3 protein-coding genes and 1 pseudogene are annotated in these 3,615 nt (G+C 72.2%); all 4 read left to right on the forward strand.

What is annotated here, in order from left to right; genetic code table 11:
- The coding region (locus D7X74_RS43355; protein WP_199742013.1) for a hypothetical protein at positions 1–212 on the forward strand (212 nt) is incomplete at its 5' end.
- 49 nt (positions 213–261) lie between these two features.
- Positions 262–1,683: a hypothetical protein gene (locus D7X74_RS40480; RefSeq protein ID WP_120538266.1), complete on the forward strand. Its 1,422-nt coding sequence runs from the start codon at positions 262–264 to the stop codon at positions 1,681–1,683.
- A 15-nt stretch (positions 1,684–1,698) separates the two neighbouring features.
- Positions 1,699–3,132, forward strand: coding sequence for a hypothetical protein (locus D7X74_RS40485; RefSeq protein WP_120538267.1), 1,434 nt, complete (start codon positions 1,699–1,701; stop codon positions 3,130–3,132).
- Between the two features lie 161 nt (positions 3,133–3,293).
- Positions 3,294–3,615, forward strand: a pseudogene (locus D7X74_RS40490) (hypothetical protein); the annotation flags it as partial.

The following is a 3,615-nucleotide window of genomic DNA, read 5'->3' on the forward strand; positions in this document are numbered from 1 at the left end:
CTCCCGCGCCGCGTCCGTTGCAGGCCGTGCCTCCGCTTCGCAGGGACCCCGCGAAGGAACTGCTCGCGCTCCTCAAGGAGTCCGAGGGAACACCCACCCAGCCTCCCGTGCCCTGGCTCGAAGCCCCTCCGCCGCCTCCCGCTGAGTCCGCCGACGCGCAGGAGGTGCTGCGTCAGTGCGCACGTCTGGAATTGGAGACGCCCGGCGAATAGGCCGCGTCTCCAGACACTCCCGCCGCGCAAGGCTATGCTTCGCGGCGCGATGTCCCAGCGCCTCCAACCCAGCACCGACGTCCCGGTCCTCACGGCGTCCGACGCCGAGCGCCAGCTTGAAGGGCGCGCGCGGCTCATCACCGCGGCCGTGCGCCCCCATGCGGAGCTGGAGGAGCTGCTGTCCGGTCGTCGCTGGCGGCGGGCCTTGCTGAAGCAGCCGGAGCGGGTGCCCGCGCTCGTGGCCCAGGCGGAGGCGCTGAAGGAAGCGCTGGAGCGGGTCCACCGTCGCGCGGCGTCGGAGGCCTGGGAGGAGTCCACGCCCGTGTGGCGGGAGGCCCGCGAGCTGTCGCAGCGGCGTGAGCGGCTCACCGCCCTCGCGCGGCGCAGGCTGGAGGCCCTGGCCGAAGCGCCTCCGAACCTTCCGCTCGAAGAGGTCCTGACGCGGCTGGATGCAAGGGTGCGTCAGTCCGCGAACTGGGAGCTGACCCCGGGCGAGGTGCTCGCCTTCGAGACCGACGCCCGCTGGCATCCGGGCCGCCGTCTGGTGCGGGGACTCATCCCCCATCCGACGCGGCGCCACTCCGTGGTTCCCTATTTCGTGCTGGTGGGGGTGGGCGTGTTGGGCGCGCTGCTGATGGGCGCTCATCCCCTCTCACTCGAGGACGTGGCTCCCGCGCTCTTCATGAGCGTCACCTTCGGGCTGATGGCGGCCATCCTGGGGTCCGTGCTGTGGCCGCTCCTGCGCTCGCTGGTGTGGCCCCTGCTGGGCTCCGGTCAGGTGCGGATCACCAGCGAGCGGCTGCTCTGGAAGCCGGCCTTCGGCGCGCCCCAGGCGGTGCGCCTGGGCACGATTCCCGATGGTGGCATCACCGTGGATGACTTCTCGCTGGACCTGCGCGTGAAGGGCGACCGGCAAATGCATGCGCGGGCGGTGTTGGATGCGATGGAGGTGGCCGCGCTCCTGGAGTTGCACCGTCAGCCGCCCCTGCGCGGCGCGGCGCGGCGCGGGGTGCGCCTGGAGCGGGTGGCCATCCTCTCCGCGACGCTCGAGGAGCGGGGGCAGGAAGCGCGGAAGGGGCACTGCGTGCTGCACCCCGGGGGCGTGTCCTTCATCCCCGAACAGCAGGGGCCGAAGGCCCTTCAAGCCATCACCGGCAAGTCCACCTCGCTGGAGGCGTTCCACGCGGATGGGGTGTTGGAAGCGCTGCGCTGGTTGCCCCGGGCGGAGTTCGACGCGTGCGTGGCGAGCGTGGTGAAGGCGACCGGCGGCACGTTCTGGGACGCGCGGTCCGCAAGACATGTTCCGGGGACGTCCGCGTCGAAGGAGGTCCGCATCGAGTCTGGCGGGAGCGTGTTGAAGGGCCAGTGGGCGTGGGCCCAGGCGGCGGCCGTCGAAGCGGTCCTTCGGGACTGGTCCTCGGGGGCCCGGTTTCCACGGCTCCGGGGTCCCTTCCGCCAGCGCCAGAAGTAGCGCCCGCGCGAGACCATGCTTCGCGGCCTGAAATCCCATCGCCCCCGACCTGGCACCGATGCCGCGGACCTCACGGCGTCCGACACCGAGCGCCAGTTGGAAGGGCGCGCGGAACGCATCGCCGTGGCCCTGCGTCCCCATGCGGAGCTGGAGAAGCTGCTGTCCGGACGGCGTTGGCGGCGAGGGCTGCTGAAGCGGCCGGAGCTGGTGCCCGCGCTCGTGGCCCACGCGGAGGCCCTGGAAGAGGCGCTGGAGCGCGTCCACCGTCGCGCGGCGTCGGAGGCCTGGTCCGGGGACGTCCCGGTCCTGCGGGCCGCCCGGGAGCTGTCGGCGCGGCGTGAGCGGCTCGCGGGGCTCGCGCGGCGCAGGCTGGAGTCCTGGGTCGAGGTGCCTCCGGACCTTCCGCTCGAAAAGGCGCTGACGCGACTCAACGCGCTCGTGCGCCAGCCGGTGAGCCGGACGCTGGTCGCCGGGGAGGTGCTCGCCTTCGAGTCCGCCGCCTGGTGGCGTCCGCGCTGGCGGCGGTTCGAGTCTGCGTTCCCCCGGGGACTCCCACGGCTTCCCGTCTGGACACCCTACGCGGTGGGCGCGCTGGGCTTCCTCATCGCGCTCACCCGGTTGCCCGGCCTCCGGTGGGTGGGGCTGGGACTCATCGCGCTGGGCTTCGGGGTGGGCGTGGCGAGCTTCATCCTTCGCGTGCTGCGAGGACCGCTCGGGCGTTGGGTGCTCTGGCCCCTCTTGCGTCCCATGTTGTGGCCCGTGCTGGGCCTGGGACGGGTGCGGCTCACGAACGAGCGGCTGCTCTGGCTTCCCGTCCTCGGTGAGCCCCAGGAGGTGCGGTGGGCCACCATCGCCGACGATGGCGTCCGCGTGGATCCAGACACGCTCGACGTTCGCGTGACGGGGACCCGGCGGCTGCACGCTCGCGGCCTGTTGAACGACGCGGAGGTGGTCGCGCTCGTGGAGCTGCACCGCCTGCCGCGCCTGCGTGACGCGGCCCTCGCCGGCCTGCGCCTGTGGGGGCAGGTGGCCGTCCTTCCCGCGACGCTCGGAGGACATCCCGGCCATTGCGTGCTGCGCCCCCAGGGCCTGTCCTTCATTCCCCAGGGCACGGGCCCCGAAGCCCTGGGCGCCCTCACCGGCAGGCCCACGTCGCTGCGAGGCTTTGACGCGAACCGGCTGGTGGAGGCGCTGCGCTGGTTGCCGGAGGCGGAGTTCGACGCGTGCGTGGCGCGCGTGGTGAAGGCCACGGGCGGGACGTCCTGGGCCGCGAAGGACGCGCGCTACGTCGAAGGGACGCCCGAGTGGGGGGAGATCCGCATCGAGCGCAGCACCCAGGAGGTGCTGGTCGGCCGGGTGACGGGAGTCCAGGATGAGGTGCTGCGGGGGCTCCTGGATGCATGGCCCCGGCGCAAGTGGCGGAGGTTCTTCTTGCCGTCCCACTGGTGACCCGCCTCCCTACGCAACCAGCCATCCATCCTGGTTGCGTAGAGAGGAAGTCATTGCGCCGTGCAACGACTGCCACCGGGTCCAGGCCCACCCGCTCCCCAGTTCGAGACGCCCCAACCCATGTCGAAGCGGGGGGCACCCCCCCTTCCCAGAGAGACATCATGAATCCCAGACACCCGGCTGTGCGCCGTGGCGTGGCGAAAGCCCTGTCCGCCGCGCTGCTGCTGTTGAGCTTCACCGCGTCCGCGCAGCACTTCACCGTCTTCGAGAGCGGTCAGGTCCGCCCCCTGTCCCTGTCTCCCAACGGCCAGTGGCTCTTCGCCGTCAACACGCCCGACAACCGGCTGGAGATCTTCCAGGTGGGCACCAGCGGCCTGACGCACACGGGCTCGGTGCCGGTGGGCCTGGAGCCGGTCGCCGTCGCCGCTCGCACCAACGACGAGGTCTGGGTCGTCAACCACCTGTCCGACAGCGTGAGCATCG

It is taken from the genome of Corallococcus sp. CA047B (assembly GCF_003612065.1).
Lineage (GTDB): Bacteria > Myxococcota > Myxococcia > Myxococcales > Myxococcaceae > Corallococcus > Corallococcus praedator.